General features: G+C 56.5%; 24 protein-coding genes and 1 riboswitch. Of the genes, 18 read left to right on the top strand and 6 right to left on the bottom strand.

The window, feature by feature from the left end; genetic code table 11:
• Positions 1 to 15: 15 nt before the first annotated feature.
• Both EHV15_RS30995 and EHV15_RS30990 read left to right on the top strand, forming a co-directional pair.
• Positions 16 to 2,043, top strand: coding sequence for a beta-galactosidase (locus EHV15_RS30995; RefSeq protein WP_128634654.1), 2,028 nt, complete (start codon positions 16 to 18; stop codon positions 2,041 to 2,043).
• A 73-nt stretch (positions 2,044 to 2,116) separates the two neighbouring features.
• A complete protein-coding gene (locus EHV15_RS30990) occupies positions 2,117 to 3,067 on the top strand; it encodes a phosphotransferase family protein (protein WP_128634653.1) in 951 nt (316 codons plus the stop codon).
• 594 nt (positions 3,068 to 3,661) lie between these two features.
• On the opposite strand, the gene EHV15_RS30985 is transcribed toward EHV15_RS30990, so the two are convergent.
• From EHV15_RS30985 to EHV15_RS30960, 6 genes are all read right to left on the bottom strand, one after another.
• Positions 3,662 to 4,651: a ketoacyl-ACP synthase III gene (locus EHV15_RS30985; RefSeq protein ID WP_128634652.1), complete on the bottom strand. Its 990-nt coding sequence runs from the start codon at positions 4,649 to 4,651 to the stop codon at positions 3,662 to 3,664.
• 12 nt (positions 4,652 to 4,663) lie between these two features.
• On the bottom strand, positions 4,664 to 5,005 hold the full coding sequence (locus EHV15_RS30980; protein WP_128634651.1) for a hypothetical protein: 342 nt from the start codon (positions 5,003 to 5,005) through the stop codon (positions 4,664 to 4,666).
• A gap of 40 nt (positions 5,006 to 5,045) precedes the next feature.
• On the bottom strand, positions 5,046 to 6,671 hold the full coding sequence (locus EHV15_RS30975) for a thiamine pyrophosphate-binding protein (protein ID WP_128634650.1): 1,626 nt from the start codon (positions 6,669 to 6,671) through the stop codon (positions 5,046 to 5,048).
• A 20-nt stretch (positions 6,672 to 6,691) separates the two neighbouring features.
• On the bottom strand, positions 6,692 to 7,126 hold the full coding sequence (locus tag EHV15_RS30970) for a GAF domain-containing protein (protein WP_128634649.1): 435 nt from the start codon (positions 7,124 to 7,126) through the stop codon (positions 6,692 to 6,694).
• 18 nt (positions 7,127 to 7,144) lie between these two features.
• A complete protein-coding gene (locus EHV15_RS30965) occupies positions 7,145 to 8,410 on the bottom strand; it encodes a methyl-accepting chemotaxis protein (RefSeq protein ID WP_128634648.1) in 1,266 nt (421 codons plus the stop codon).
• Between the two features lie 211 nt (positions 8,411 to 8,621).
• A riboswitch (cyclic di-GMP riboswitch) is annotated at positions 8,622 to 8,711 on the bottom strand.
• Positions 8,712 to 9,318: 607 nt separating this feature from the next.
• Positions 9,319 to 10,392: a M42 family metallopeptidase gene (locus tag EHV15_RS30960; protein ID WP_128634647.1), complete on the bottom strand. Its 1,074-nt coding sequence runs from the start codon at positions 10,390 to 10,392 to the stop codon at positions 9,319 to 9,321.
• 478 nt (positions 10,393 to 10,870) lie between these two features.
• Here EHV15_RS30960 and spoVAC point away from each other — a divergent pair, with 478 nt between their 5' ends.
• The 16 genes from spoVAC (at position 10,871) to EHV15_RS30880 (ending at position 24,512) form a co-directional block, all read left to right on the top strand.
• Positions 10,871 to 11,371: a stage V sporulation protein AC gene (gene spoVAC, locus EHV15_RS30955; RefSeq protein ID WP_246061834.1), complete on the top strand. Its 501-nt coding sequence runs from the start codon at positions 10,871 to 10,873 to the stop codon at positions 11,369 to 11,371.
• Positions 11,371 to 12,393: a stage V sporulation protein AD gene (gene spoVAD, locus EHV15_RS30950; RefSeq protein ID WP_128634645.1), complete on the top strand. Its 1,023-nt coding sequence runs from the start codon at positions 11,371 to 11,373 to the stop codon at positions 12,391 to 12,393. The genes spoVAC and spoVAD overlap by 1 nt, the downstream gene beginning before the upstream one ends.
• Positions 12,390 to 12,740 carry a stage V sporulation protein AE gene (gene spoVAE, locus EHV15_RS30945; protein ID WP_128634644.1) on the top strand — a complete coding sequence of 117 codons (351 nt, stop codon included), beginning with the start codon at positions 12,390 to 12,392 and terminating at the stop codon, positions 12,738 to 12,740. Before spoVAD ends, spoVAE begins: the two co-directional genes overlap by 4 nt.
• Before the next feature lie 106 nt (positions 12,741 to 12,846).
• On the top strand, positions 12,847 to 13,803 hold the full coding sequence (locus tag EHV15_RS30940) for an AAA family ATPase (RefSeq protein WP_128634643.1): 957 nt from the start codon (positions 12,847 to 12,849) through the stop codon (positions 13,801 to 13,803).
• A gap of 2 nt (positions 13,804 to 13,805) precedes the next feature.
• On the top strand, positions 13,806 to 15,074 hold the full coding sequence (locus EHV15_RS30935) for a DUF58 domain-containing protein (protein WP_128634642.1): 1,269 nt from the start codon (positions 13,806 to 13,808) through the stop codon (positions 15,072 to 15,074).
• Positions 15,071 to 17,326, top strand: a complete 2,256-nt coding sequence (locus EHV15_RS30930) for a DUF4129 domain-containing transglutaminase family protein (protein WP_128634641.1) — start codon at positions 15,071 to 15,073, stop codon at positions 17,324 to 17,326. The genes EHV15_RS30935 and EHV15_RS30930 overlap by 4 nt, the downstream gene beginning before the upstream one ends.
• A gap of 391 nt (positions 17,327 to 17,717) precedes the next feature.
• Positions 17,718 to 18,245 (top strand): YqeG family HAD IIIA-type phosphatase, encoded by a 528-nt coding sequence (locus tag EHV15_RS30925; RefSeq protein WP_128634640.1) that lies wholly within the window; start codon positions 17,718 to 17,720, stop codon positions 18,243 to 18,245.
• A complete protein-coding gene (gene yqeH / locus EHV15_RS30920; protein ID WP_128634639.1) occupies positions 18,242 to 19,369 on the top strand; it encodes a ribosome biogenesis GTPase YqeH in 1,128 nt (375 codons plus the stop codon). Before EHV15_RS30925 ends, yqeH begins: the two co-directional genes overlap by 4 nt.
• Positions 19,370 to 19,397: 28 nt before the next feature.
• Entirely contained in the window at positions 19,398 to 20,279 is an 882-nt protein-coding gene (locus EHV15_RS30915) for a shikimate dehydrogenase (protein WP_128634638.1), read from the top strand.
• Between the two features lie 7 nt (positions 20,280 to 20,286).
• Complete coding sequence (gene yhbY, locus EHV15_RS30910) at positions 20,287 to 20,577, top strand: ribosome assembly RNA-binding protein YhbY (RefSeq protein WP_128634637.1); 291 nt, start codon at positions 20,287 to 20,289, stop codon at positions 20,575 to 20,577.
• 22 nt (positions 20,578 to 20,599) lie between these two features.
• Complete coding sequence (locus EHV15_RS30905; RefSeq protein ID WP_128634636.1) at positions 20,600 to 21,193, top strand: nicotinate-nucleotide adenylyltransferase; 594 nt, start codon at positions 20,600 to 20,602, stop codon at positions 21,191 to 21,193.
• Positions 21,177 to 21,764 carry a bis(5'-nucleosyl)-tetraphosphatase (symmetrical) YqeK gene (gene yqeK, locus EHV15_RS30900; protein WP_128634635.1) on the top strand — a complete coding sequence of 196 codons (588 nt, stop codon included), beginning with the start codon at positions 21,177 to 21,179 and terminating at the stop codon, positions 21,762 to 21,764. Before EHV15_RS30905 ends, yqeK begins: the two co-directional genes overlap by 17 nt.
• The gene (rsfS, locus tag EHV15_RS30895; RefSeq protein WP_036621073.1) at positions 21,765 to 22,112 is read left to right on the top strand and encodes a ribosome silencing factor; all 348 of its coding nucleotides are present in this window, start codon (positions 21,765 to 21,767) and stop codon (positions 22,110 to 22,112) included. It abuts the gene before it with no gap.
• A complete protein-coding gene (locus EHV15_RS30890; RefSeq protein WP_128634634.1) occupies positions 22,109 to 23,014 on the top strand; it encodes a CvfB family protein in 906 nt (301 codons plus the stop codon). Before rsfS ends, EHV15_RS30890 begins: the two co-directional genes overlap by 4 nt.
• A gap of 29 nt (positions 23,015 to 23,043) precedes the next feature.
• Positions 23,044 to 23,817 carry a class I SAM-dependent DNA methyltransferase gene (locus tag EHV15_RS30885; protein ID WP_128634633.1) on the top strand — a complete coding sequence of 258 codons (774 nt, stop codon included), beginning with the start codon at positions 23,044 to 23,046 and terminating at the stop codon, positions 23,815 to 23,817.
• Between the two features lie 44 nt (positions 23,818 to 23,861).
• The gene (locus EHV15_RS30880) at positions 23,862 to 24,512 is read left to right on the top strand and encodes an SGNH/GDSL hydrolase family protein (protein ID WP_128634632.1); all 651 of its coding nucleotides are present in this window, start codon (positions 23,862 to 23,864) and stop codon (positions 24,510 to 24,512) included.
• Positions 24,513 to 24,741: the final 229 nt, after the last annotated feature.

Below are 24,741 nucleotides of genomic sequence, written 5' to 3'. Positions count from 1 at the left end.
AAGGATGTGTGCGCAGTGATCAATGAAAAACTGCCGAAAATATGGTACGGCGGCGATTATAATCCGGAGCAGTGGGGGCCTGAAATTTGGCAAGAGGACGAGCGGATGTTCAAGCTGGCCGGCATCGACGTGGCTACCGTAAACGTGTTCTCCTGGGCGATGCTGCAGCAGGATGAAGATACTTACGATTTCAGCTTCCTCGACGAAACGATCGACCGTTTATATAAAAGCGGTGTGCACGTGTGCCTGGCGACAAGCACGGGCGCTCATCCCGCCTGGATGGCCCAGAAATACCCGGACGTGCTGCGCGTCGATGTGCAGGGGCGGAAACGCCGGTTCGGCGGCCGCCACAATTCGTGCCCGAACTCGCCGGCTTACCGCAAGTATTCGGAGAAGCTCGCAGGTCTCTTGGCCGAGCGGTACAAGGATCACCCGGGCCTTTTGATTTGGCACGTATCCAACGAATACGGCGGATATTGCTACTGCGACAACTGCGCCGCGGCGTTCCGCACTTGGCTCAAGGAGCGTTACGGCACGCTGGATGAAGTAAACCGCGCCTGGAATACCCGCTTCTGGGGCCATACGTTTTACGATTGGGAAGATATCGTCGTTCCGAACGAGCTGAGTGAAGAATGGAACGGAAACCGCACCAATTTCCAAGGGATTTCCCTGGACTATCGCCGCTTCCAGTCCCAGTCGCTGCTCGACTGCTACAAGCTGGAATACGAGGCCATCAAAAAGCATACGCCGAACATACCGGTAACAACGAATCTGATGGGCTTTTATCCGGAGCTCGATTACTTCGAGTGGGCCAAATACATGGATATCGTGTCCTGGGACAACTATCCTTCCCTCGATACGCCGGTCAGCCATACGGCGATGACGCACGACTTGATGCGCGGGCTGAAAAGCGGAGCGCCGTTTATGCTGATGGAGCAGACGCCGAGCCAGCAAAACTGGCAGCCGTACAACTCGCTCAAACGCCCGGGCGTGATGCGGTTGTGGAGCTACCAGGCGGTCGCCCATGGCGCCGATACAGTGTTGTTCTTCCAGCTGCGCCGGTCGATCGGGGCATGCGAGAAGTACCACGGCGCCGTGATCGAGCACGTCGGCCACGAGCATACCCGGGTGTTCCGCGAAGTTGCCGAGCTTGGCCGGGAGCTGCAGCAGCTGGGCGACACGCTGCTCGATGCCCGAACGGAAGCCAAGGTGGCGATTCTGTATGATTGGGAAAACCGGTGGGCGACGGAGCTCTCCAGCGGTCCGACCATTGCGTTGAATTACGTCAAAGAGGTTCATAAATATTACGATGCGCTCTTCGGGATGCATGTGGAATGCGACATGGTGTCGGTGGAAGAGGATCTGGGCAAATACGAGATCGTGATTGCTCCGGTCATGTATATGGTGAAGCCGGGTTTTGCGAAAAAAGCGGAGGAATTCACCCGGAACGGCGGAACGTTCGTTACGACGTTTTTCAGCGGCATCGTGGACGAAAACGACCTTGTGACGACGGGCGGCTATCCGGGAGAACTTCGTCAATTGCTGGGCATTTGGGCGGAAGAGATCGACGCGTTGTTCCCGGACCAGAAAAACCAGATCGTCATGAAGCAGCCTTGGGGCGAATTAAAGGACCAATACGAATGCGGCTTGCTCTGTGACCTCATTCATGCGGAAGGCGCCGAAGTGCTGGCGGAATACGGCTCGGATTTCTATAAAGGCATGCCGGTGCTGACGGTGAACCGCTTCGGAAACGGCCGGGCGTATTATGTCGCCAGCAGTCCGGAGGCTTCATTTCTTCAAGGGCTCCTCAAAAATCTGTGCGAGGAAAAAGGAATCGAGCCTTTGCTCGAAGCTCCCGCAGGTGTTGAGACGGCGCGCCGGGTGAAAGATGGCAAAGCTTATCTGTTCCTGCTTAACCACAACGCGGAAGACGTTCAAGTGGACATCGGCGCTGATGTCAAAAAGGAACTGCTCAGCGGGGACACGCTGACCGGAACCGTGACCGTGCCCGGCCGCGGCGTGCTTATCCTCGAAGGGAATTAATAGTATCACGTTCATCAAGCACCCTGCAGACGGTTTCGTGTGCGGGGTGTTTTTGCATAAGGAGGCAACGGGTATGGAAAGCGCAATCAAGCGGCAGGTGTCCGCCGAGGAGCTCACGGCCTTGGTGGAGCGGGCGTTTCAAGGACAGAGACGATTAGAGAGTTATGAGGAATTAAAGGACGGCTGGTTTAACTCCGCCTACGCCTTGACCCTGGATAACGGGATAAAGACGGTGCTGAAGCTTGCTCCCATTTCCGAGGAGGGGATGCTGCGGTATGAGCGGAATGTAATGACCGCGGAGGTGGAGGTGCTTCGTCTGCTGGACGCGGCGGAAGGCATCCCGGTGCCCCGGATTCTGTACGAGGAGCACGGCGTAGAGGGGAGCGAGTGGTTCCTGATGGAGTTCGTTCCGGGCGATCCTTACAACAAGGTGAAGGAGCAGCTGGGGCCGGAGGAACGGCGGGACATTGAAGCCGAAATAGGGCGGATAAACCGGCGAATTAACGAATTTCAAGGAAAAAGCTTCGGGTATTACGCACGGGAAGTTAGCCAGGGGGATAGCTGGCCGGCCGTCTTTACGGACATGATCGGCGGCGTTTTGGCCGATGCCGCGGATCAAGCCGTTCCCCTCCCGATGGATGCGGAGGAGATATTCGCCCTGCTTCGGGAGCGGCAGGCCAGCCTGGCGGAGGTCACGGTTCCGCGGCTGGTCCATTGGGACTTGTGGGATGGGAACGTATTCGTCAAAGACCGGCGCCTTATCGCCATCATCGACTGCGAAAGAGCCCTGTGGGGCGATCCGCTGATGGAATACTACTTCCGCTCGTTTGTGGAAAACGGGGCGTTCCTTGAAGGCTACGGCAAGCAGGTTTTTACGGGTGCGGAGCGCGAGCGGATGGCATTGTACGACCTGTATATCGCGTTGATTTTTCACATCGAATGCAGGTTCCGCCAGTACACCGACACGAATCATATCCGCTGGGCGGAGGAGCATTTAACCCGTACCTGGAGCGGATTTAAATAGGGATGTTTAATGTTGGCCCGCATTTTGGCCGATTACCCGGATGAAGCATATTTTAGCGAGATGAGGGAAGCGCAGGGCCGATGGCATGAATAACGCATGAGCATAACGCATGAGCATAACTCATAAAGGCATAAGTATGACGCACGAGCATATGCATGACCGTTCATAACAACGGGGGCCGCTTCATGCTGTAACGGTGGGAGCAACAAAAGCGCGGGCTGCAGGGAGATTCTCCCCGGCAACCCGCGTTTTTTTTAGGAATAAGATGTAAGTTTCAGCGTTGGCATAACCAACTGCAAAAGTGCATTTGATTTTCCGTAATTCCTCAATTCGAGGCAAGTGGGATGCAAAAGTGCAGTTGTTTTGTGCCTATTTCGGCAAAAAGTGGCTATTGGCCGCAAATGAACTGCACTTTTACATTTGAACCACACGTTTCGAGGAACCTCGACAAAAACCGCCTGCACTTTTGCATTTCGCATAATTCCTGCCGAGGAACCGGTGAACCTGCGCATTCTGCATCTACGGAATATATATCATATAGAATATGCATAACATAGATGCAACGAATGCAACAACACGCAATGTTACCTCTTCTTAATACTGCATCAGCAGGCTGACATTTTGCCAACCGGCGCCAACGGTCCAGAAGACGAGGTAGTCGCCGCGCCGCACTTTGCCGGCTTGCACGGCCTCATGAAGAGCCAGCAAGGGGCTGGTCGAAGCGGTGTATCCGAATCTGTCGCCGATGTAGACGACTTTGTCCTGATCGATCCCCAGACTTTCGGAAACCCGTTTAATATTGCCGATCGTAAACTGGGAGAACAGGAAGCCGCCGATTTGCTCCTTGTTCAGATTGTTGCGCTCCAGCAAAATGCGGATGGAATTCACCGCGGATTCCGCGCAGACCGAATCATCGAACGGCGTAAACTGCACCTGCGCGTCTTTGGCCGTAAACTCCTCGCGGTACAAATTCGACAAACCGTGAGCGGGGAACAGGGAGTTGTCGATCACTGACGTATCGGTTTGATAGACGGAATCGATCAGCCCGCGGGTTCCTTCCGCCTGCTCCAAAATGACGGCAACCGCCGATTCGGCAAAGTTGGAATAATAGACGGGCTGCTCCGGGCTGTGAACCGACAAATAATCCGCCCCCACGACAAGCGCCCGCTCCACCCGGGGATTGGCCGTCATATACCGGCAGGCCTGCTCGATCGCCACGAGCATGCCCGCGCAGTTGGCGTTGATATCAAAACAGGCTGTAGAGAGGTCGCCGCCCAGCGTATGGTGCAGCTTCAGCGCATTGCTGGGGAGCAGATACTCCGGTGTTTGCGATGTAAAAATAATCAGGTCTACATCCTTGGCCTCAAGACCGCTCTTTTTCAGCACCAGCTTCGAGGCTTCCGCCGCCATCGTCAGCGTATTTTCTTCCGGGTTGTCGATAATAAAACGCTTGTTACGCCCGAGCGCGGTTACGAGACCGGTCACATCCGTCCCTTTTTCCGCAAAATAGTTGATGTAGTATTCGTTGTCCACTTCATTTGCCGGATGGTAAATGGCAATCTCGCGAATTTGCACACCTCTCATAGCCATCTCTCCTTACACTTCGATGATTTCGTAGCTGTCCAACTTAACGGTCCGGGCCACGCGCGAAAGCTGCATTTTCAAAATCGGATTTTTCGCGATACGCAGCGTCACTTTTTTGAAGCCGTCTTTTTTGTAAAGCCCAAAGCAGCCTTCCAGAAGCGGCAGCGAATCGGGAGCGGAGACGTTCAGCTTGGTGCAGTCGATGTCGATCTCATACTCCGGAACGGAAATGCTGGAAATCGCTTTGCTGTAAGCCTCGATGGACGCTTGTCCGTCTTCGGGCGAAAAGGTTCCTTCTACTTCGGCGTGAAATACTTTAGCGGATTGGTCGATTTTAATATTAAAGCTTCCCATGGATGTGGTTCCTCCTGTAATCGATAGATTGTAAAAAGATTTACTTTTTCAGCGCCTTCAGACGATCAAGAATCGGCGCCGGCTCGCTGCCGTCGGTATTCACCTCGATGAGGCAGGGGCCCGCCATTTCCCGGACGAATCCCGGGATTTCGTCCATATCCTCCAGCCGGTCCACGGACATCGTCCGGATTCCGGCCGTCCGCATCATGTCGGCGATGGAAATCCGCTCCTGCTTATAGTCCGGCATCGTGCGGTTGTACAGAAATTTTTGCCCGCGTTCGACATAGGAAAGCATGGCGTTATTGATGATGATGTAGGTGATAGGCAGCTTGTACTCCTTGGCCGTAAGCACTTCGGAACCGTTCATGAAAAATGAACCGTCTCCGGCGATCACGGTGACCGGACGGCTTGGATCGGCCAGATACAGCCCCGGCCCGCCGGCCATCGCCGAGCCCATCGCTCCATAGTTCAAATTGATTTCAAAGTCCCCGCCCGCGGGAACATCCAAATACTTCAGCACGAAGTTGGTGAATTCCCCGATATCGCACACATAACGCGTATCCCGCGGCAGCACCTTGGGCAGCTTCTCCAGGAACAGCCGCAGCGACAATCCCGTATGGTTGAGTTCATAAGGTTCGTTAAGCGGCAGCGGCTTCTTGAAAGCCCCTGGCACTGGCTGAACATGCTGGAGAAGATAGGGAACCGCGTCCTTAAGATCGGCGATTACCGCCGCATCGGTTTTGAAGACCTTCCCAAGCTCTTTGCCGTCGCGGTCGATATGAATCACTTTGCGTCCGGCCACCAGCGCTTCGTTGAAGTTGCAGGTAGAGGCTTCGCCAAGGCTGGTTCCCAAGATGAGCAGGCACGAAGCCGGCGAAGCATTGACGTGTTCAAACGCCGCGTCGGTGCTGGAAAATCCGTAGTTCCCCAGGTTAAGGGGAAAGTCCGCGGGAATGATTCCTTTCGCCGACGGCGTCGTAATGATCGGCCACTGCAGCCGCTCGCTAAGGCGCATAATCTCCCCGGCAGCGGCGCGCCCGCCGCGTCCGACCATAATGAGCCCGCGCTCCGCTTCGTTCAGCAGGGCGGCCGCCCGGTCCAGCTCCGCCGGATCGAACGGAATTTGCTGAAGCAGCGCGGGATTCGGGGCAGCGGGAAGATTAGGGGGTGCATCCATCCGTTGTACATCGATAGGCACGGAAATATGTACTGGCCCGAAAGGAGGTGTAAGGGCGATCCTTACCGCCTTGTCCAGCTCGGCCATGACTTCCGCTTCGTTCATGACCGTGTTGCTGTATTTGGTGATCGGTCTGACGATATCCTGGGCATCCATCTCCTGGATGGCTCCCTTGCCGATCTGCCACCGGTTCACGTAGCCGGTAATCACGAGCAGCGGAGCTTTGGCCCGCATGGCGTCGGCGATCCCGTTCATCATGTTCGCTACGCCTACCGCCCCGGCGCCGGCGCAAACGGCCAACTTCCCGGAGGTGCTGGCATACCTCGCCGCCATATAAGACGCTCCGGCTTCGTTTTTCGTAATGATCGGCTTCATATCGACATCGATCAACGCATCGTAAATCGGACCGATGATTCCTGCCGGAATCCCAAAAATACAATCCACTCCGGTTTCCTTCAAATACTTGAGTATGGCTTCGGCTATGTTCATATTCCGGATGTCTCCTTATCCTAAAGTTGAAACGCATCTCTGTATTCGTTCACCAGTGCTTCCGCACGTTCGATCTCCTTCGCGGAGAAAAAGTGCAGCTTGCCTATCGAGGCGACAACGACAATGCCCTGTACCGCTCCGTCCTGCATGACGGGGATAACCATGATGCTGTCGATCCCGAACAGGAAAAACTCATCGGCCGACCGGGAATCGTTTTTGACGTCCTGGACCACTGCCGCCGTTTCGGGATGGACCATCAGTTCGCGAAGCAGGCGGTCATGTTCGATATAGACCGGATTTTGCGCATGTACGCTTTTCCATCGCTCTACGCCAAGGTGATCCGTTTTCGTTTTTAACACCGGATTCAAGCGGCCTTCCCTGATTTCGTGATAGGCGATATCGGCCACGCCGGTCAGGCGCTCCAGCGCTTCAAACAGCAAAGCTAAACGCTCCATGCCCATCCTCCTCGCTCGCTAGATTGAGTATCTGTTTAATAGGGACTTCAGTTTTTCCGCTTCCGTCTCAAGCTGCTTGGAAGATTCGAGCGTTTCTTCCATGGCGGTCAACTGTTCTTCCGAGCAAGCCATGATCTCTTTGGTCCCGGCCAGATTGACCTCGGTAATCTCGAGCGTCTGTCTTACGGAGTCCATGATTTGTTCCGTGCTTGCGCTGATCTGCTGCGTAACCGCGGAAACTTCCTGAACCCGGGTGGACACCTGCTCGGCCAAATGCACGATTTGCTGGAATGAATCGCCGGCAGAGGTAACGAGGGCGCTTCCGGTCTCGACCTCGGTCATGACCCGTTTCATCGCCTCGATCGATTGATCGGAGCCTGTTCGGATATGGCCGGCCATCTGGGCGATATCCTTGGCCGATGCCGCCGATTGCTCGGCAAGCTTGCGGATTTCGCCGGCGACCACCGCGAACCCGTTGCCGTATTCGCCCGCTCTTGCGGCCTCGATAGCCGCGTTGAGCGCCAGCAAATTGATTTGGCTGGAGATTTCCGAGATCAGCAGAGTGACTTTGTCGATTTCTTCCGTCCGTTCGCCGAGTTGGTTTACGGTTTGCGACGAAGCGACCGTGGTTTCGTAAATTTTGCTCATTTGGTCAACCAGGCGGTCGATGCCCTCATTCCCCGCATTGGCCTGGGCCGCAGCCTCAGTCGCTTCCTCCGCCACCCCTTGCGATGATAGGGCGATGTGCTCCATGCCTTTTCCGACTTCTTCAAGCATCAAATGGTTGTTCCGCGCGCTCTCGACGAGTTGCTCGCTTCCTTCGGAAATCATTTTGATCGATTCCGTGACCCCTACCACGAGGTCATTGCAAAACTCCATATTGCCCGTTAAATCCCGCGACGTATCGGCTACCTTGGCCGACATGTCCTGCATATGCCCGGCCGCTTCCCTTAATTGGGCGCCGATAAGCTTCAGGTGGCCGGCCAGCTCGCCGAACTCGTCCGTCACCTGCACGTCGCCGTCAAAGGCTAAATCGCCTTCAGCCATGGCTTTGGTCCGCTCGGCCATTTTTTGGACCGATTTGTCGAGCAGGCGGGCAATCAGCACGGCTTCCCCAGCGCCGATCAAGGCAAACAGGACGACCATCAGCGCGGCGCCCCAGCCGGTCATCAGTCCAAGCAGATAGAAGATCAGAACGAGCACGATCGCCAGTACCGCAAGCGGCCCGGCAACCAGCAACAACAATTTGCGGGCTAAGCCTTTACCGAAATGTGATAATTTCAAGTTACTTACTCCTTTGCTGTCACTCTAATTCCCTTAGCAGTTGCCGTTTTTCGTGTTTCGCCGTTTTAACTTTTTAGAAGCAGGTCCCCTCCCTCCTTGTGCCCGATTCTCCGCCGCGACGATGCAGCCTGACCCAAAGCCTCAATTGAAACCAAAAAAAGACTTTCGCGAAGAAAGTCCGGCGGCCAACAAGCCCGAGATTCGGCATAAGGTTGGCATCCCGGCGGTCATGATTCCGTTAAGAATTTTAGACCCGTGGCTTTGCGTCCCTGCCTTTCGGCCAGGTTTGCGATTTACATCCTATTCCTTGTATTTGTTTGTGAATGATGGGAGAGTGAAGTCGCGGCGCTCCCACAAATAGGAACATACTACTTATATCGGTGGAGGGGATGTGATATTTCATAAAATTTTCGGTAAATTCAAAAAATTTTCAATAATAGGGGACTTTAAGGGGATGACTTTGGTTCTAGAAAAAGAAGGAAAAACATGGAGTCAATAGGATGTAAGTACTATATATCCCATTTTTGGATTTATGGTATTGATGGCTGACCTACCGTATACGAATGGGGCAACCTCTGGCGTAGAACCATCGCAACCCCGTAAGCGGCTAACGGACCTGAGCGGCCTTATTTGCCCTAAAAAGCGGAGTTTCAACTTCTAACGGACTGGGGAGCACTTATTTGCGGGAAAACGACTAAAAACATGCCATTATATGCTCAATAAGGTCTCTGGTGTCCGTTAGATTTTAAAAGCCCGCGATTTCGCCGGAATAACGGCGCTCCGGTCCGTTAGAGTGAGACAGGGAAGCTTCAACCGCCGATCTACGCGAAAAGTAGCTGCCAGCTGCTATGCGCAAACGGAAGCCAAACAGGCTGGCAAGATGTACGGGAAGCTCACCCGCCGTTCAGTCAGCTCTGCTCCAGGATGGTGGCCAGCGTAGTGCGGTCAAGTCCTTTGACCAGCCGGATCAGCAGTTCCTTGGCGGCCGCGTAGTCGTCGGTATGGATGATGGACGACGAGGTGTGGATGTACCGCGAGCAGATGCCGATCACGCCCGAAGGCACGCCGATGCCGCTCAAATGTACCGGGCCGGCGTCGGTTCCGCCCGTGGACACAAAATATTGGTATTTGATGCGGTGCGTATCCGCCGTGTCCCGGATATATTCCACCAGCCCCCGATGCGTCAGCATCGTCGGGTCGAACACCCGCAGCAGCGCCCCTTCGCCCAGCTTGCCGAAGGCGCGTTTGTCGCCGGTCATATCGTTCGCCGCGCTGGCGTCCAGCGCAAAAAAGATGTCCGGCTGAATCAGATTGGCCGCCGTGCGGGCTCCCCGCGTGCCCAATTCCTCCTGCACGTTCGCTCCGCAGTAGAGAACGTTCGGCAGTTTTTCCTGGTGTAAAGCTTCCAACAGCTGGATCGCCAGACCGACGCCATACCGGTTATCCCAGGCTTTGGCCATGATTTTTTTCGGGTTGACGAGCGGTGTAAACTCGCAAATCGGCAAAATCTGCTGCCCGATCTGCACGCCGGCCGCTTCCGCTTCCTCGCGGCTGTCGGCGCCGATATCGAGGTACATCGATTTCAACTCGACCGGCTTGCCGCGCTGCGCTTCATCCAGCAGGTGGGGAGGCGTTGATCCGACCACGCCGACGATGTTCCCCTTCGGCGTAATGATCTGCAGGCGCTGCGCCAATACCGCCTGGCTCCACCAGCCCCCGAGCGGCTGAAAAGACACCATCCCGTTATCGCTGATGCCGGTGGTCATAAAGCCTACCTCGTCAAAATGACCGGCGACCATGACCCGCGGCCCCTGCTCATCGCCGCGCAGTACTCCAAACAAACTGCCGAGCCGGTCCTGCACGAACTCCTCTGTATAAAGGGACATTTTGTCCTTAACGAAAGCGCGCAGCTCCCGCTCAAACCCGGGGGCCGCCGGAAATTCGGTCAGCTGTTTAAACAGCTGCTGCGTTTTTTCATTCATTTTGCTTCTCTCCTTTTTTTCCTGCAAATGGCAAATCCATACGCTCCTTACTTAGTATGAACTACCTGATTCCGATTGTCCATGAGCCTGGAAAGGCCTGTTCTTTAACGCCGGACCAAGCACCAAATCCATAGCGGTGCATATACTGCAGCAAGCAAGGGGCCAAATAAGGGAGGCACAAGTATGGAACTCCGCTCCATGGATTGGCTGTTGATCTGTCTTCTCTTTATCCTGTTGGTCATCATTCTTCTGCTTCTTTAAAAACAAATAGGACGCCTTGGACGCCAGTTCCGTTGACTACGCTAATCATTTTCACCCAATGCCCGGTGTCCCGAACCCGCCTAAGCGATCTTTGGCGGGTTTTGTTTTTTTGCCGATGCCAGCTATGGATGATTTACCAAACATAACAAGCCGGGCACTGACAAATAATGAATATACCGTGCTTATAAGGCATGAGCAGAAAAAGGAGGGATACCGTTTGCCAACAAAAAGTAAACCGGGCGCCCGGGTGAAGCTGAACCATCTGCTGCTGACGGAAGAGGAGTACAAGCAGGTTGCCGATGAGCATAAGCCGAAGCCGAACATTTGGGGCAATTGCCTTAAAGCTTTTCTGGTCGGCGGTTTCATTTGTCTAGTCGGACAAGGTATCCAGCAGTTGTTCATGACATTTGCCGGGATGACTTCCAGGGAAGCGAGCAGCCCGACCGTCGCCGTGCTGATTTTGATTTCCGTCATTCTCACCTCGCTTGGGGTGTACGATAAAATCGCGCAATGGGCCGGGGCAGGCACCGCCGTCCCCGTCACGGGCTTCGCCAATTCGATGTGCTCCTCCGCCATCGAATCCCGGGCGGAAGGGCTGGTGCTTGGCGTAGGGGCCAATATGTTCAAGCTGGCGGGATCGGTGGTCGTGTTTGGCGTGGTGGCCGCATTTGTCGTAGGGGTGATTTATGCGATTTTCGGTTTGGAGGGAGGCCACTGATGCTTATCGGCGCACAAACATGGGAGTTCCGATCCAAACCGGCCATCGTCGGGGCGGCCACGGTCGTCGGTCCTGAGGAAGGGGACGGACCATTAGGCGGTACCTTTGATTTTGTATACGACAATCTGGAAATCGACGAGAAGACGTGGGAGAAGGCCGAACGCAAGCTGCTCGAGCATGCTTCCGCCCTTGCTCTGGTCAACGCGGGAATCGCCCGGGAAGAGCTGTCCTGCTTTGTCGGCGGCGATTTGATGAACCAGATCATTTCCGCCACGTTCGCGGCCAGGGCCATCGCCGCTCCGTATCTCGGCGTCTTCGGCGCCTGCTCCACTTCCATGGAGAGTTTGGCGCTGGCCGCGTTGATTGCGGATAGCGGAGCCGGACGATACGTGATGGCCGGCACGGCGAGCCATAATTGCACGGTGGAGAAGCAGTTCCGTTATCCGACGGAATACGGCTCACAGAAGCCGGCGACGGCCCAGTATACGATAACCGGGTCGGGGTGCGCCGTCGTGTCCTCTGAGGGAAAGGGACCGCGGATCACGCATGCGACGATCGGCCGCATCCAGGACCTCGGCGTAAAGGACCCGTTCAACATGGGGGCGGCGATGGCGCCCGCGGCCGCGGATACGCTCGTTTCCCATTTTCGCGACACCGGGCGGGGACCGGAGGATTACGACTTGATCGTCACTGGGGACCTTGCGTCGGTCGGACATGCTATTGTCCAAGATATTTTGGCCAAAGACGGCGTCCAGATGAACAAAACGGAATTTAACGATTGCGGGCTGATGATCTACGACCGCGATAAACAGCCTTTCGTCATGGCGGGAGGCAGCGGCTGCGGGTGTTCCGCCGTGGTCACTTACGGTTCGCTTTTGCAAAAATTAAAAAACAAGGAGTTAAGCCGCGTACTGGTCGTTGCCACCGGAGCGCTTTTGTCCCCGCTGTCCTATCAGCAGGGGGAGAGCATTCCTTGCATTGCCCATGCGGTCGCTCTGGAAAAGGAGGAAAACGAATCATGATTTATGTTTGGGCGTTTGTGGTCGGAGGGCTGATCTGCGTTGTCGGACAGCTGATGTTCGACGTACTTAAATTGACACCGGCGCATACGATGAGCACGCTGGTCGTTGTGGGGGCGATCATGGATGGGTTAGGCTGGTACGATCCGCTTGTCAAATTCGCCGGGGCGGGGGCTTCCGTGCCGATCACCAGCTTCGGGAACTCCCTGGTTCACGGGGCGCTGACCGAACTTCAGCACGATGGCTGGATCGGGGTCATTACCGGCATATTCGAAGTGACCAGCGCAGGGATTTCTTCAGCGATCATCTTCTCCTTCCTGGCGGCGTTGGTCGTCCGGCCAAAAGGTTAGGAAATAAATAGCAACCCGGCTTTTGCGGGCAGGCGAGTGTACTCTCAATCTATCTTCATGTAAAATAGGTAGATATATACAGGTTCTATTTGGGAGGGAAAAACACGTGCCCGTACAAGAGCAATCGATACGAACTTTAACCGCCGTAAAAAACAATTTGGAATCGTGCATTTTAGGAAAATCTTTTGAAATCCATCTCCTGCTCTCCGCGCTGCTTGCCGGCGGACATGTATTAATCGAGGATGTCCCGGGTACGGGGAAAACGCAGCTGATCAAAGCCCTGGCCAAGTCCATGCGCGGCGATTACCGGCGGATTCAATGCAATCCCGACATTTTGCCCAGTGATATCACGGGCGTATCGGTGTTTCATCCCCATGAGGAACGCTTCGTATTCCGGCCCGGGCCGGTCATGACCAATATTTTGCTGGCCGACGAAATCAACCGCGCGACCACAAAAACGCAGTCCGCGCTGCTGGAAGTGATGGAGGAGCGCAGTGTGACCGCCGACGGCCTCACCTATGAGCTGCCTCGGCCTTTCATGCTGTGCGCAACCCAGAATCCGATCGATTTCGAAGGGACTTATATGCTTCCGGAGGCTCAATTGGACCGGTTTATGCTGAAGATCGGGCTCGGTTACCCTGATGCGGACACCGAAAAAACGATGCTCCGCTCCCACAGCCAGGGGCAGCCGGTCGATCAGCTGCAGCCGGTGACGACGATGGATGAAATCGCGGCCATTCAGCACGAAATCCGCGATGTTTACATCAGCGAAGCGCTGACCGATTACCTGCTGGAAATCGTCCGCCGCACGCGCGAGCACCAGGATGTGCTGCTCGGAGCTTCGCCGCGCGCCTCACTGGCCTTCGTGCTGGCCGCCAAAGCGTACGCTTTTTTGCAGCAGCGGGATTTCGTGCTGCCGGATGACATCAAGACGCTGGCGCCGTACGTGCTCGGGCACCGGATTTTGCTCCGTCCGGAATCCCGGTTGGGACAAATCCATGCCGCCCAGGTTCTGGAGCAAATCATACGGCAGGTTCAGGTGCCGGTTTCCGTAGGACGATAACTATGCGGGCGATTCTTGAAGGAGTTAAAGCGGGGCTTGCCGCCCGGAAATTTTGGGGAGTGGCCGCCGTATGGCTGATCTGCCTCCTGTACCTTTTGTTTCAGGGCGGCAAGACTTCGTTCATGTTGTTGATGATGGTAACGGTGCTGGCCGCTTATTGGGCGCTCGGGGGGCTTGGCGGCGTCAAGCGGATCCGGGGTGCGAGGAATTTAGCGCTCGAAGAACGCGGCGGGGTGCTGCAAGCGGGCGGGCAGGTGCTCGTCAGGCTTCAACTGCAGCTTCCGGCGTTTATGCCGCTGCCGTACCTCGTCATCCGCGAGACCCTGAAGCGGCACAACGGCGATACCTGGGCGTTTGAGGACAGCGTGGTCCCGTATTTTCGCGGACGCGCGGAACTGGTGTACAAGACGCCTCCGCTTGAACGGGGCAAATACGTCTTTGCCGGCACGACCTGCAGTGCCCAGGATATTTTCGGATTGATGGAGCATACGGGAACGGTCCAGTACGGCGGGGAGTTCCGCATTTTGCCGCGCACCGTGTTCATTCCGCATTGGGAGCTGTACAGCCGCAATTCGCGTCTGGCCGGGCCGGAGACGGCCATCTCCCTTTCGCGGCGGGAAACGACGCAGATTAATGGGGTTCGCGATTACGTATACGGCGACCGAATCTCACGGATTCACTGGAACGCTACGGCCAAAACCGGGGCGTGGAAGTCCAAGGAGTTCGAACATGAGTCGCTGCCGAAGACGATTTTGCTGCTCGACGCCCATATGGCCAGCTATGCGAGCGCAGCCCAGTTCGAGCTGGCCGTGTCGACGGCCGCTTCTTTGCTGGAGTATGGGGCAAGGGCGCGGATCATTATGGGAATGGGCACGATGGGAAAAGCGTTCCGTCTGTTTGCCCCCGCCGAAGGTTATCTCGAACGTCAACAGATGATCCATCATCTCGTGGACATCGACGCGGACGGCTACGGCAACCCTCTCGACAAGCTGGATTCGCATAAAGAATGGTTTCCGCCGGGAGCGTTTTTTATTCTCATCAGCCCGCTGGCCGATGACAAAGCGCTGGGCATGCTGCGTTGGGCCAAAACGCGGCAAATGGTGCCGTATCATATCCAAATCGGCCGGGAGAACTCCGCGTTCGCCCATCCGCGGGCGAATCGGAGCCAGCCATCCGCTTGGCAGCAGACGCTTCACGAGCGGGGACTGCGGGGCGTTCATATCGCTTCCCTGGGCGAGTTGCCCGCAGCCGTGGGAGGTGTGAGGTTATGATGACGACGGCGCCGCACTGGAAATGGTTTTCGTACCGGCTGCTCGTCATGCTCTGGCTGACAGTCATCGCCATGCAGTGGATCGAATTCACAGAGCCGATATGGTTTTCGGTCACGACCACGCTGGTCACGGTCACTGTCATTACCATAGCGCTTATCGAAGTGCTGCTGCCGATTAAGGCGGCCTGGAAATGGACGGTCAAAATCGCACTTGTTCTCGCCGGATGGCGGATCGTCTTGACCGGCTACGGCGTTTACGTCCCTTACGGGCCGTTGTTTCCCGATCAGATCCGCGGCATGGCGCTTTCGTTCGTTCCGTATATCTGGTTTTCGCTGGCGGCTTGGGCGCTGCTGGAGTTGGCCGTTCGGCTGGTCGTCGGCCGCAAACGCATCCTGCTGTTTCTGGCCGCACATCTATTGGCTTTCACGATTTTGGACTCTTTTACTTCCTATTATCTATGGTCCAATGTCGCTTGGCTCGTTTTTGCCGGACTTGGCTGGCTGGCCAGCTGGCATTTTTACGAGTACCGGCTGAAATATCCGCAAGGATGGCAGCGGCTCCGGCGGCAGCCGATCAAGGTCGCTATAAACATCGCCCTCGTATTTGCTTGCGTCCTGCTGATCGGCATCAGCATGCCGGCGGTTTCGCCGACGCTGACCGATCCCTACACGGCCTGGATCAAGCGAAGCGGCGGAGCGGGGGGCGATGCCGGAACAACGCTTTCGGGCGTTGTAGAAACCACTGGAACGATCGTGTCCCAGGAGGAAATCATGTCCGGATACAGCCGGGATGACAAGGACTTGGGCGACGGCTTCGAATTCAGCTATACGCCGGTCATGTCGGTATCCACGCCCGTCAGGTCTTATTGGCGCGGGGAAACCCGCCGGATCTACTCGGGGAAAGGCTGGGCCGATCTTGAGGATGAACCGAGGCAAACCGAGCGGTATAGGGGGGCGCCCTCCGATGGGCCGCTTGCTGCGGATCGTCCCGGTAAGATCGAGACGAGACAGGTTGAACAAATCATTACGATGAACACTGACCAGGAATATCCGGTGCTGTTCGGAGGCTATGCGATGGAGAGTGTCGAGCTGCTGGACGACCGGCAGCAGTCTGCCGATATGCGCTGGGCCCGGCGGGAAGGCGAACTGTTCTGGAACGGGTACCGCGATCCCGGCGACCTGCCGGATTACCCGCGAAAATACAAGGTTGTGGCGAATATTCCGCTCATTCCGCTGCAGGAGCTGAAGCAGGCCGATTATGACTCACTGTATCCGGAGCCCCTGGACGAGGAGTACTTGCAGCTTCCGGACAGCCTGCCGCAGCGGGTGAAGGATCTGGCGCAGGAGGTCACGGCGGAAGGAGCCACGCCGTATGAGAAAATGGAGCTGCTGCAGGCTTATTTGCGGCAAAACTTCGAATATACAAACAAGCCGGATTTGTCCCGGCGGGAAAGCGGCGACTTCGTTGACGGCTTTTTGTTCGAAATCAAGCAGGGCTACTGCGATTATTATTCGACGGCGATGGCGATCATGGCCCGGTCGCTGGGGGTTCCGGCCAGATGGGTGAAAGGCTATGCGCCGGGAACCCAGCCGAGCGAGGAAATGATGATGCGAAACCCGGGGATTAGCGGAGATTACACGGTGAGCAACGCCGACGCCCACTCTTGGACTGAGCTGTACTTTGGCGACTACGGCTGGGTTCCGTTTGAGGCGACGCCCGGCTTTGACGCGCCGATTTTGCTGGCCGAGGAGGACAGCGTGGAGACGCTGGCGCCGGAGCCCGCCCAAGAGACGGAAACCGCAGCCATAGAAGAAAGCTTCCTGGATAAGATCGACCCTGCCGTGCTTCGCCGCGTATCTTTGAGCGCGCTGGCCGTGCTGCTGGCTTGGGGGCTGTATCAGGTGCGGAACGAGCTTTACTTTGCATGGCTTCGGCTGCGCCTGGGCCGGCCGTTAACGCCCGGCGAGAAGACGGTGTTCGAGACGCTGCGGGTGGTCAAAAGGCTGCGGGTCAGAGGACTGACGCGCGGCGACCAGGAAACGCTGCGGGAAACGTTCGCCCGCTGGAAGCGGGAGAAGCCGCATTTGTCCGGCGCGCTCGACCCGCTGCTGGCCAGCTTCGAAAAAGCGAACTACAGCTCCGCCTCCGTCTCGGAGGAAGAGTGGCAAGCGGTCCGTCGTCTCACCCGCGATCTGCTCAAGCGGATGAGCAGACGCGGCGGTCCGAACCGCGAGCTGCCTTTGCAGCCTTAAGCTGGTGAATCAACGCTAAATTTGCGTTCCCCCGCGCCTCCCGCGCGAGGGGGCGTTTTCTTTTAAATTGAGAGTTCAAAAAGTCAGGTTTTCAGCACCGAAGCGTATGCTTTCGAAGTGCGTTTTTTCAAAACGCTTTAGGTCGGATGAAGCTAGGGACGTCAGAGCGGAGCGTACGTTTTGGGTACGTGAGTAACTGAAATGTTTCCGCAGGAAACATGCTTCGGAAGCATATGCTTAGGCCCGGCTGAATTCAAGATTCGATGTCGATTAATCCCCATAGTTCACACTTCGTGATCAAAAGATGACTTTTTGAACTACCTCTCAAAATGTAGGCATTGGGCGGCAGATTATGGTATAGTTTGTCGTATGGAAACTGAGGTGAACATAATTGTTTGAGATATTCATACCGAAAAAACGCGTCGACAGCGTGTTCGAAATCGACCTTGATGAGCTGTACGCCAAGGGCTACCGGGGCATCATCACCGATTTGGACAACACCTTGGTCGGGGCGAAGGCGCCGCTTGCCACGCCCGAGTTGATCGAATGGTTCGGGAAGGTGAAAAAATGCGGGTTTAAACTGGTCATTGTGTCGAACAATAATTTGGACAGGGTGTCGGTGTTTGCGACCCCTTTAAATATCGAGTTTGTGCATGCGGCCAAAAAACCGTCCGCTGCGGCGTTCCGCCGGGCGATGGAAATGATGGAGCTGACGCCGCAGGAAACGGTGGTGGTTGGCGACCAGATGATGACCGACGTGTTCGGCGGCAACCGCCTGGACCTGTTCACCATTCTGGTGCTGCCGATCTCCGTGCAGGACGAAGGGCTGGGAACGCGCATCAACCGGCTGTTGGAGCGTTTCGTCAAACGGCGGCTGGGCAAGGTTGGATTATGGCTGGAGGAGGAAAAAAAACGATGACGGAGGTACGGGGAACAGCAAACGGACTTCGCTGCAGCGGGTGCGGCATCACGCTGCAAAGCGAGGCGCAGGATAAGCCGGGATATGTCCCGAGCGGAGCGCTCGCCAAAGAGCCGGTGATTTGCCAACGCTGTTTTCGCATCAAAAATTACAACGAATCGTCTTCGGTGACGGTGGAGCAGGATGAATTCCTGCGGCTGCTGGCGCAAATCGGCAGCAAAAAAGCGCTTGTCATCCATATCGTGGATCTGTTCGATTTTCAGGGCAGCGTCATCTCCGGGCTGCAGCGGTTTATCGGCAACAATCCGGTGCTGCTCGCCGTGAACAAGATCGATCTGCTGCCGAAGGTGACGAACTGGAACAAGGTGCGGAACTGGGTGCAAAAGGAAGCGAAGGATATGGGGCTGAAGGTGGAGGACGTCGTGCTGTGCAGCGCCAAGCAAAACAGCGGTTTTGACCGCCTGCTGGAGGCGGTGGCGGCCCACCGCGGCGATCGCGACGTATACGTGGTCGGGGCGACCAATGTCGGCAAGTCGTCGCTCATCAACCGGCTGATCCGCGATTACAGCGATTTGGAGCAGGAGCTCACCGTTTCGCGTTATCCGGGCACGACGCTCGATATGGTTCATATACCGCTTGATGACGGCCGAGAGATCATCGATACGCCGGGCATCGTGTATCCTTCGCGGTACAGCGAAATGGTCGCCCCTGGAGATCTGGGCGTCATTTTGCCGGAGAAGCCGCTGAAGCCGGCGGTGTATCAGCTGAATGAAGGGCAGACGTTGTTTTTCGGCGGATTCGGACGTTTTGATTTCGTGCAAGGGGATCGGCAATCGTTCACCTGCTTCGTCAGCGGGCGCGTGCCGATTCACCGGACGAAGCTGGCGCGGGCGGATGAGCTGTTCGCGGAGCATGCGGGCGAGATGCTGGCGCCGCCAAGCCGGGAAAACTTAGACAAGCTCCCAGCGTGGACGCGGCACGAGTTCCGGGTTGACAAAGGGAGCAGCAGCGATCTGTTCATTTCCGGCCTGGGCTGGATTAAAATCAACAGCGACGCCGGGGCCGTCGTGGCCGTCCATGTTCCGAAAGGAATCAAGGTGCTGGTGCGGCGTTCTTTAATTTGATTTTGAGGGTGGCCTAGGGGGAAGAAATATGAACGATCAAGAAAAAGACAAGCTGCCGCTGCTGCTCGGGGTGATCGGCGATCCGATCATCCATTCCAAATCGCCGGCCATGCACGAAGCGGCGATGAAGGCTTGCGGACTTGCCGGGTCTTACCTGCCGTTTCATGTCAAAAGCGAGCGGCTGGAGGAGGCCTTGCAAGGGATCGGGGCGCTTGGTTTTCGCGGCATCAACGTCACCGTCCCGCATAAATTGGAAGTAATGAAATATTTGGACCGGATCGACGAAGGGGCGCGTTATATCGGCGCCGTCAACACGGTGGTCAATGACGGCGGTACGCTGACGGGGTACAATACCGACGGCATCGGGTATATCCGTTCCTTGAAAGAGGAAGCGGTGCCCGATCTGACCGGCAAAACCGTGGTCGTGTTGGGCGCTGGCGGCGCTGCCCGCGGCATTATTTACGCGCTGCTGCTGGAACGTCCTGCGCATGTCATTGTGGCCAACCGGTCGGCGGACAAAGCGAACGAGCTGGCCGCGGAATGGGCCGATCTCGGCCGCCTAAGCGGCTGCGGCATGGGGGAAGCGGCGGAATATCTGCAAGCGGCGGATATTGTGATCAATACGACATCGGTAGGGATGTACCCGCATGTGCAGGATACCCCGATCGATCCCGATCTCCTTCCGGAAGGGATCGTCGTCAGCGATCTGATTTACAATCCGCTGAAAACGGAGCTGCTGCGGAGAGCCGAACTAAAAGGCTGCACGATCCACAGCGGACTCGGGATGTTTATTTACCAGGGCGCGTACGCGTTTGAACGTTGGACCGGCCTGCCGGCTCCGGTCGGGGCGATGCGCGCGGCGGTCATGGCCAGTATGGGGATTGCACATTTGAATGTTAAGGAGTCTTGAATATACAATGCTAACAGGAAAACAAAAACGTTATTTGCGCAGTTTGGCGCACGGGCTGCAGCCGATTTTTCAGGTCGGCAAAGGCGGAACGAACGAGCATATGGTCCGCCAGATCGCGGAGGCGCTGGAACGGCGCGAACTGATCAAAATTTCCGTGCTGAACAACAATCTGGACGATCCCAAGGAAATTGCCGAAGAGCTGGCCGAGGGGGCCGGAGCGGAACTGGTGCAGCTCATCGGCCGCACGATCGTCCTGTACAAGGAATCGCGCGAATATAAACAAATCGAGCTTCCTTAGGGTTGCCCGGGGGGAAACGAACATGAAAAAAGTCGGGATTATGGGCGGAGCGTTTGATCCGATCCACCTCGGCCATTTGCTTGCGGCGGAATCCGCCAGAGAACAGCATCTTCTTGAAGAGGTGTGGTTTATGCCCTCGCATATTCCGCCGCACAAACACCGGGCCGGAGTCAGCGGCAAGCAGCGGCTGGAGATGGTCGAGGCGGCCATAGGGGGCCATCCCGCCTTCAAGCCGCTCGGCATTGAGCTCAAGCGGGGCGGCGTCTCCTATACGGTGGATACGATCCGGGAAATCCGGGAACAACATCCCGATCTGGACTTGTATTTTATTATCGGCGCGGATATGGTGAATTACCTGCCCAAATGGGAAGGGATCGAGGATTTGACCGGAATGATCACGTTCATCGGGCTGCAGCGGCCGGGCAGTTTTCTGGAGCTGGATGCGCTGCCTCCGTTTATCCAGGAGGCGGTGCGGCTGGCGGAAATGCCGCTGGTCGACATCTCTTCCAGCCTGATCCGCAGCCGCTTGGCGCAGGGGCGTTCGGTAAGGTATATGGTGCCGGATTCCGTGCATGATTATATGACAAGGAGCGGATTGTATGGGATACAGTCGTGACGAGCTCATTGCGGCGGTTTCGTCGGAGATGCCGGCAAAACGCTGGAAGCATGTCGAGGGCGTGATGGAAACCGCCGTTATCCTCGCGGGGCGTTTCGGGGCCGACCCGGTCAAAGCGGACCTGGCGGCCTTGCTGCATGATTTGGCCAAGTTTTGGCCGATTGACAAGCAGGAAGCGATCATCCGTGACAACGGCCTCAACGCCGAGCTGCTGGAGCATGACAAGCAATTGCTGCACGCCGAGGTGGGCGCGTTTATCGCCCGCAAGGATTACGGCGTGGAGGATCGGGAGGTGCTTGACGCGATCCGCTACCACACCTCCGGCCGGGTCGGCATGACGCTGCTGGACAAAATCGTTTGCCTGGCCGATTATATGGAGCCGGGGCGTGAGTTTCCGGGCGTGGAGAAGATTCGCGAGTTGGCCGAGACCAATCTGGAAGACGCGCTGATCGCCGGCTTCGATTCGACCATTTCTTTTTTGCTGGAGAAGGGTAAACCGATTTTTCCGCTGACGCTGCTGGCGCGCAACGATTTGATCAATCAAAGAGCAAAAACCAAGGAGGCTGAATGAATGGCGGTAACATCAAATGAATTGTTAAACCTGGCGGTTCAGGCTGCTGACGATAAAAAAGCGATGAACATCGTGGCCCTTGATTTAAAAGGCATTTCCCTGATTGCCGATTATTTCGTTATTTGCCACGGCAACTCGGATACGCAGGTGCAGGCGATCGCCACCGAGGTGCGGAAACGGGCCCAGGAGGCCGGAGCGCAAATCCGCGGCATCGAGGGCATGGATTCCGCCCGCTGGGTGCTGATGGACCTGGGCGATGTCGTCGTGCATGTATTCCATCGCGATGAGCGCGAATATTACAACATCGAACGGCTCTGGTCGGACGCCAAAGTTGTGGAGACGGTATGAGTCTCGTCGCGGGCACTATCGTTGCTTTGCCGATCGACCGGGAGGTTTCGCCTTACGGCTATTTTCTCAGTGCGGGCGGGCAGGACGTTCTGCTGCATTATTCCGAGCTGACCCGGCAGGTGAAGCCGGGCGAAACGGTGGATGTGTTTTTGTTTTACGATACGGAGGACCGGCTGGCGGCGACGATGAAAAAACCGCTGCTTACGCTCGGCGAACTCGCTTTGCTGGAGGTGGCGGACGTGCATCCCCGGCTGGGTTGTTTTCTCGAGATGGGGCTGGGGCGGCAGCTGCTGCTTCCGATCCGCGAGCTGCCTGAGCTTAAGGAGCTGCATCCGCAGGTGGGCGACCATGTTTATGTGATCATGGAGCATGACAAGCAGGGGCGGCTAAAGGCCAAGCTCGCCGGGGAACAGGAGCTGGCTCCGCATACGTTTCACGCCCCGCAGTCGTGGAAAAACACTTGGGTAGACGCGCTTGTGTACAAGCCGCTGCAAATGGGCACGTTCGTAATCGTGCAGGGCGGCGTGCTCGGCTTCGGCGCGATCGGCATGATCCACGCCTCGGAGCGAGGCCGCTTGCTGCGGCTAGGCGAGAGCGTCCACGTGCGGGTCGCCCATGTCCGCGAGGACGGGCGCGTCAATCTGTCGATGGCCCCGCGCAAGGAAATCGGCATGGGCGAGGACGCCGAGCGCATCTTGGCGTATTTGCGCAGCCGGCCTGGCGGAGGCATGCCGTATTCGGACACGACGCCGCCCGACCTGATCAAGCAGCGCTTCGGCATCAGCAAAGCGGCGTTTAAGCGGGCGCTCGGCAAGCTGATGAAAGAAGGCAAGGTCGTGCAAAAGGAGAGCTGGACATACTTGACGCAGCCTGAAGCCGGGGAAGGAAATGCCGCGGAATAGGCTAAATCTCAGAAAGGCGCGGTGACGAAATGGCTTCGTATCGAAAATTTGCCTACGTATATGACGAACTGATGGAGGATATGCCGTATCCGGACTGGATCCGCTTTGCCCGCACCGCCTGGGAGCGGCACGGGATGCCGAAGTCAGTCGTCGATCTCGGCTGCGGCACGGGCAGCATCACGATTCCGCTCGTGAATTCCGGCTTCGAGGTGACGGGCATCGATTTATCCGCCGACATGCTGGCGGTGGCCCGGCGCAAAATGGAAGGCACGCCCCAGGGCGTCCGCCTGTTCCGGGAAGGCAGCGTGCGCTGGGTGCAGCAGGATATGACGGAATGGGCCATGCCGGAGCCGGTCGATTCGGTGATTTCTTTTTGCGATTGCCTCAATTATTTGCTGGAGGAGGACGATATCGTCCGCACCTTCCGCCGTACATACGAGGGATTGAAACCCGGCGGGACGTTCCTGTTCGACGTGCATCACCCGAATACTTTGATCCGGTACGAGGAGGAGCAGCCGTTTGTTTGGGACGAACCGCGGGTGGGGTATATTTGGACGTGCGCGCGCGACCCGTTCCGGAATGAGATCGAACACCATTTGACGATCTTTGCCCGCGAAGAGGAAAACGGGCCGGGCTTGTACCGCCGTTTTGAAGAGACGCATACTCAGCGCGCCTACGATCCGGCGTGGATGAAAAGCGAACTGCTGAAATGCGGCTTCCGCGAAGTGAACTGCTACGCCGACTTCGAGTGGGTCGAAGCGGGGGATGACGCTGCCCGGTTGTTTTATGTGGCCGTGAAATAGCGCATGGCCGCTACAATGAGGAGAGCGAGGACCGAACGATAACGATGAAAAAACAAATGACCGTGTTATTTCAAGGGGATTCCATCACCGACGGCAATCGGGACCGCGGAACCGACCTCAATCATATTTTGGGACATGGCTACGCCTACATCATCGCCGCCAAACTGGGGAACGAATACGCTCATCTCCAGCCTTCTTTTGTCAACCGGGGAATCAGCGGAAACAGGGTATCCGATTTGTACGCAAGATGGAACGAGGATGCGATCAGCCTGAAGCCTGACGTCATCAGCCTGCTCATCGGCGTCAACGACGCCTGGTTCACCGTGAACGATCAGCCGGGCGGGTTTACGGATAGGTTTGAACGCGCTTACCGCCATCTGTTGCAGGAGACGAAAGAGGTTTTGCCGGACGCTAAACTTGTTCTCTGCGAGCCTTTCATCTTGAAAACGAGCGCAACGGCAGAGAAGTGGGAGTTGTGGTGGGAGATCATTTCCCGCTACCAGCAAACCGTGCTCCGTTTGGCGGAAGAGTTCGGCGCCGTGCATGTTCCGCTGCAGGATGCCTTTGATCGGGCCGCGCAAAAGGTTGATGCGGAATACTGGCTATGGGACGGCATGCACCCGACCGCGGCCGGCCACGATTTGCTTGCGAACCGCTGGCTTGGGGCCGCGGAAAGCGGTGGGGTGTGGGAGTAACTCCGGCGGTGCTAAGTGTAAAGTATTACGAAGACGCTGGATTTTACCACACAGCTATTCTAACGGTTGCCACAAGCGCTATTTGTTCCAAGAACGTTGATTTTAAATTGTAACGGTTGCCATGGCGCTTATTTCACTTAAATCCGGCTAATTTTGCTTAGATTCAGGTAAATAACGGCTCTCACAACCGTTAGAATTGAGAAAAGGCCTTTTTTTGTAAAATAGCAGA

Origin of the sequence: Paenibacillus oralis, from assembly GCF_003863965.1 — a bacterium.
Classification (GTDB): Bacteria; Bacillota; Bacilli; order Paenibacillales; family Paenibacillaceae; genus Fontibacillus; species Fontibacillus oralis.
The sequence above is the reverse complement of the archived record's forward strand: the minus strand, read 5'-3'. Positions and strand labels throughout refer to the sequence as shown.

Bases quoted from the DNA above. Each gene is read 5' to 3' on its own strand.
- EHV15_RS30990 (WP_128634653.1), top strand. From the start codon at position 2,117: ATGGAAAGCGCAATCAAGCGGCAGGTGTCCGCCGAGGAGCTCACGGCC.
- EHV15_RS30985 (WP_128634652.1), bottom strand. From the start codon at position 4,651: ATGAGAGGTGTGCAAATTCGCGAGATTGCCATTTACCATCCGGCAAAT.
- EHV15_RS30980 (WP_128634651.1), bottom strand. From the start codon at position 5,005: ATGGGAAGCTTTAATATTAAAATCGACCAATCCGCTAAAGTATTTCAC.
- EHV15_RS30975 (WP_128634650.1), bottom strand. From the start codon at position 6,671: ATGAACATAGCCGAAGCCATACTCAAGTATTTGAAGGAAACCGGAGTG.
- EHV15_RS30970 (WP_128634649.1), bottom strand. From the start codon at position 7,126: ATGGAGCGTTTAGCTTTGCTGTTTGAAGCGCTGGAGCGCCTGACCGGC.
- EHV15_RS30960 (WP_128634647.1), bottom strand. From the start codon at position 10,392: ATGAATGAAAAAACGCAGCAGCTGTTTAAACAGCTGACCGAATTTCCG.
- spoVAD (WP_128634645.1), top strand. From the start codon at position 11,371: ATGCTTATCGGCGCACAAACATGGGAGTTCCGATCCAAACCGGCCATC.
- spoVAE (WP_128634644.1), top strand. From the start codon at position 12,390: ATGATTTATGTTTGGGCGTTTGTGGTCGGAGGGCTGATCTGCGTTGTC.
- EHV15_RS30935 (WP_128634642.1), top strand. From the start codon at position 13,806: ATGCGGGCGATTCTTGAAGGAGTTAAAGCGGGGCTTGCCGCCCGGAAA.
- EHV15_RS30930 (WP_128634641.1), top strand. From the start codon at position 15,071: ATGATGACGACGGCGCCGCACTGGAAATGGTTTTCGTACCGGCTGCTC.
- yqeH (WP_128634639.1), top strand. From the start codon at position 18,242: ATGACGGAGGTACGGGGAACAGCAAACGGACTTCGCTGCAGCGGGTGC.
- EHV15_RS30915 (WP_128634638.1), top strand. From the start codon at position 19,398: ATGAACGATCAAGAAAAAGACAAGCTGCCGCTGCTGCTCGGGGTGATC.
- yhbY (WP_128634637.1), top strand. From the start codon at position 20,287: ATGCTAACAGGAAAACAAAAACGTTATTTGCGCAGTTTGGCGCACGGG.
- EHV15_RS30905 (WP_128634636.1), top strand. From the start codon at position 20,600: ATGAAAAAAGTCGGGATTATGGGCGGAGCGTTTGATCCGATCCACCTC.
- yqeK (WP_128634635.1), top strand. From the start codon at position 21,177: ATGGGATACAGTCGTGACGAGCTCATTGCGGCGGTTTCGTCGGAGATG.
- rsfS (WP_036621073.1), top strand. From the start codon at position 21,765: ATGGCGGTAACATCAAATGAATTGTTAAACCTGGCGGTTCAGGCTGCT.
- EHV15_RS30890 (WP_128634634.1), top strand. From the start codon at position 22,109: ATGAGTCTCGTCGCGGGCACTATCGTTGCTTTGCCGATCGACCGGGAG.
- EHV15_RS30885 (WP_128634633.1), top strand. From the start codon at position 23,044: ATGGCTTCGTATCGAAAATTTGCCTACGTATATGACGAACTGATGGAG.
- EHV15_RS30880 (WP_128634632.1), top strand. From the start codon at position 23,862: ATGAAAAAACAAATGACCGTGTTATTTCAAGGGGATTCCATCACCGAC.